This is a genomic window from Pedobacter sp. 01T416_2 (assembly GCF_056398925.1).
In genome coordinates, this window is record NZ_JBFTQI010000513.1 from 1 (window position 1) to 4,352 (window position 4,352).

Sequence of the window (4,352 nt, forward strand, 5' to 3'; positions counted from 1 at the left end):
ATATTGATATTAAAAAACAATAAAGAATGAGGCAATGAAAAATATATTGATAATCCTATTGATGCTGCCCTTATTGGCAATAGCACAACAAAAGCAAAGCACGGAAGATGCTATGAAAAAAATGGAGGAGCTGAAAAAAAATATGACCCCAGAGCAGCGAGCCATGCTAGAGAAAATGGGACTTGAAAAAACAATGAAAACTGCCCAAAAAAATATGCAGCAAGGTGGTACTGGAACAGCATTGATGCAAATGGGTGACCCGAACAAAATTCCCGAAAAACTTTCTACACTGGCTATACCGGCCACACCCACTGATAAAGGGAAACTTATAGCTTACCTCAAACCGATTTTTTCGCAAACAGAAACTGCGATGAAACCCGATCATGTAAAAGCGGTACAAAAATTATTGGATAAGGGCGCTGAAACCGGAAAATATGCAATGGTGTTTTGGTCGCATAATGAATTGGACAAAGCATTGTACCTGCTTATTAATGCCTGTATCACCAATCCAGACGATTATGTTTCCATCAATAATCTGGGCGCATTGCTTACCCTTTCGGGATATGCACATAAATCTTTACCGCTGCTTTTATATACGCAAAAATTTGTGCCTCAAAGCGGCACCTTGCTTAACAATATAGGTCAGGCTTATCTGAGTTTGGGTTATGTTGACAAGGCGAAACCGTTGTTTTTATCAGCCATTGCAAAAGATTCGACCAAAACGGAAGCGTATCGTTCGATGGCACTCATTGCACAAAAACAGGGAGATAAAGCACTTTGTGGTGGGTATCTTGAAAAATCCATTGCCCATGGCGCTGCTACTACCGAAAATATTAATCTGCTGAACCAGGTAGCACCTCAAAAAGACATTTCGGCGCATATCAGAAAACGTTTTAAACAATTTTATAAAAACCATAGTGTTACCAAACGCTTTATTGTACCGTCAATACCGGCATCGTATGAAGAAGCAGTAGCACGGGATGGTGAAGTGGAAGCCTATTTCAGGGACTTTGATGCTACTATTAACGCAACTTATAAAACGCAAAAGGAACTCAACAAAAAATATGAGAACCAAGTACAGGGAAACCAGGCTAAAATGATGGCACAAATGCAGCAGGTGATGGCTAATGCGGGCAAGCCTGGCTATTCAAAATCTGTGCAGGATATCAAAGCATCGTTCAGTAATCCTTTCATGGCTCAGGGAGCCGTTATGCTGTCCAGCATAGACAATCCGCAATTCAGCAAATCATATTATAGCCGAATGAAAACTGAAACAGCAAACAGGTTAGCAAGCGTGAATGAACTGAAACAGGCATTGAAAACCGATTTTGATGATAAGATAAATGCTTTGGTAAACGAAAACAGCAAACTGAAAGACGGCGAAGGCCAGGATGCAGCAAATGCAAGGGCAGTAGCCATTGAAAAACAACTCTGTGAACTGAAAACAGCACGACAAAATAAATGGTTGGAAAAGATTGCCGTAATCAATATGCAATATATCCATAAAATGGAAGATCTGTTGAACCAGCGTTTGCAAGAGCATCTTTTTTGGAATACCATCGTGATGCAATCCATGCAAGACCCTACGGCCGTTAACTACGCATTTTATGTGGGCTATTTGAAAGACTTGTATAAGCTTGCTTATCCGCTTTTCCCTATGCATGTGGACGGGGGGCTATCAAAACCCTGTGGCGATTATATGAAAGCCAACAATTACAGAGGCAAAATACACGATTGGGAAAGAGAACACTGCGAAGTGGATTTTGGGATAGACCTCATGGTAACCGGTGGAAAAATGAATTGCGAAGGCTGGTCGGTTTATGCAGATTTTAAAGAAGGTTCATTTAGGTACGATCGAAGTGTTGATCCTGTAACCTGGCAAACTACTGGGCACAGCATTACTGTAAAAGCAGGAAAAGAAAAAGAATTTGAGATCACCAAAAAACTGGGTGGAAAAATAGGTGCAGAAATAGGAACCACCATCAAGTTTGATGGGAATATGAACCCGGTTGATTTGATCGTTAAAGAATCAGTTTCAGCAGAGATGAGTGGCCCTATGGGAGGCAGTGCAGGTGTTAATTTAGTTGATGTTGAAATAAGTGTGAGCGGTGGTTTTAAGGCCGCCGGGTCATCCATACCAGGGTTTGGTAGCGATTTTTTGAAATAGCTTGTTTGAGATAGGAATTTAACTGTCCCAATTTGTCTAGAATTTTAATCAGCCATCGCAGTTCCATTAAACGGCCACGGCATTTTGCTAAAAAAATTAAAACGATAAACCATGAAACAGTTTTTGACACTCTTAGCCGTTGTGCTTGTAAATACAGCAGCTTTTTCGCAAGGAATAAAAAAAATAGCTGACCCATTAACGCCCTGTGGTTCACGTGCAGATGTTGACGCTATGCCTGGTATTTATACCGACCATAACAATACAAAATATGGCTTTAGTTTAAAAGGCACACCCGCCGAAAAAACTACAATGATGAAAAACCTCATTGCCGTAGAAAAACTGGAGGAAGCAAGCCGTAATAATTTTAAATTGACGGGAGGTGCCGCCAGAGTAAGTTTTACCAGGTGGGGCAGCAGTAATTACAGCAAAAATGTTTATGCCAGCTATGAGTACAGTATGGGCGTATATGCTTTTGTCTGCAATGTTAACCAACACGCCAGCAAAATAGTAGATGAATACAGAACGGCTTTCAGGGTTGCCTTCAATCCCTCTATAATGCCCGGAGGCGTACATGCTGTAGGCACAGGCGAGTTTAATATTAATAATGGAAATGCGATGTACCAAATTCCTATAGAAGCAAAAGTAGGTCCCAACTTTGAAAAAGACAAAAGCAACAATCCCAGCCGTTTATCACAATATATTTCAGAATCAACCTTTATGGTTGCCCGCTCTGATGCCTATAAAGATTTTCATACCGATTTCTTAAAACTCAACAATGGTAACGGCTATGTTGAGCACTGGGAAATGGGTGGCAGATATGATACTCACGGGCCTAATTCGTATCAATTTATAGATCGTCGTTATTTCCTCACCAAACCGGGAGTGCCTTTACTCATACCCGTTAGCCGCAAGCAATACCTGTTGGATATGCTGGAATATTTTGAAATAGAGAAAGCCAATTTTGAATATGACAACGCAGAGAAAATTAAAAATATAGTAAATAATACTGCTGAGTCTGCAAAAAGAACATTGGCCGCTTTGGAAGCAGACAAGCTTGCTTACCCTAAGATATATGAAGCAAAAAAAGCAATAGTGAATGACCTGCTTGCCAAACAAAAACCAGAATGGTTACAAAAACCGGCAGTGGTAGATCAGGATAGATTGGTAAAAGATGCAAATAAAATCTTGGAAGCTTTGGGTAGGTTTTATGATGCAGAAGGAGAGTATAAATGTGCCCTGTATGTTTTAAATCCAGCTTATTTTGTTTCCAATAACGGGCAGGCTGCAAAACCTTTGTTGATAGAAGTACAGTTTCGATATGAGATCACTAAAGATTATGGCTACTCTTCAAGGTTGTTCAATAATTGGGAGCAGCATTTTGATTTAGCTGCGCTAAGAAAAATGCTGGATTAAAATCTAAAAACAAATTCAATCCATGAAACAAGTATATATATTGATCATTGCTATTTTAGTTGTTGCATTCTTTGGGTTAGTCCAACAAGTATATGCACAAGATTGCCAATCGTCAAAAGATCTGGAAAACCTTCCAGGTAAACAGATAGATGCTGCCCATTGTGAATGGCCACAGCAAAAGTTACACTGGCTGGATGAATTGGGTACAGCTGCCAATAAAGCTACCGCCAATGCCATAATCACAAAAATTGAGACACTCGAAAAACAAAGTCGTGTCAATTACAACCTTAAAGGCTGTGTACTCAAAACTGCTTTTTCGGGCAATGCCCCAGCAATAATAGCAGGTAAATATCCATTGGCAAGCTACGATCTTAATATGGGCTGCTACGAGTACATCTGTGTCAAAAACAAAATGATGGTTAACAGTGAATATGCTAATGTTTTTAGGGCTTATGTTAATCGTTATACAGTGATAGAATCAGCTTTTTCTTTTTCAGATGAGTCTTACTATTACGAAACACTCAAAAAATACAATGGACAGTTTATCGCCCTGCACAATTTTATTAAAATGGATGCATCTAAAGATGTCAATAACGGCAAAGGGTATTATCAGGATATTCCCGAAGCCACAGTAAAAGAGGGTAGTCGTAGCGTATATATGACCCGGCATTGGTATTGCACAAAACCCGGTGCTTTAGTATTTATACCCGCTACCCGTAAAGAATACCTCGAAGCCCTGTTGGTTTATTACGAAAGAGAAAGGCTTTTAATC

General features: G+C 39.8%; 3 protein-coding genes. All 3 read left to right on the forward strand.

Annotated features, from left to right (window positions below):
• The first annotated feature begins 34 nt into the window (after nt 1–34).
• Nucleotides 35–2,167, forward strand: a complete 2,133-nt coding sequence (locus AC1DPQ_RS19235; protein ID WP_477610569.1) for a tetratricopeptide repeat protein — start codon at nt 35–37, stop codon at nt 2,165–2,167.
• 111 nt (nt 2,168–2,278) lie between these two features.
• Nucleotides 2,279–3,580, forward strand: coding sequence for a hypothetical protein (locus AC1DPQ_RS19240; protein WP_477580985.1), 1,302 nt, complete (start codon nt 2,279–2,281; stop codon nt 3,578–3,580).
• Nucleotides 3,581–3,602: 22 nt separating this feature from the next.
• On the forward strand, nt 3,603–4,352 hold a 750-nt coding region (locus AC1DPQ_RS19245), incomplete at its 3' end, for a hypothetical protein (RefSeq protein WP_477610570.1).

Bases quoted from the DNA above. Each gene is read 5' to 3' on its own strand.
- AC1DPQ_RS19235 (WP_477610569.1), top strand. From the start codon at position 35: ATGAAAAATATATTGATAATCCTATTGATGCTGCCCTTATTGGCAATA.
- AC1DPQ_RS19240 (WP_477580985.1), top strand. From the start codon at position 2,279: ATGAAACAGTTTTTGACACTCTTAGCCGTTGTGCTTGTAAATACAGCA.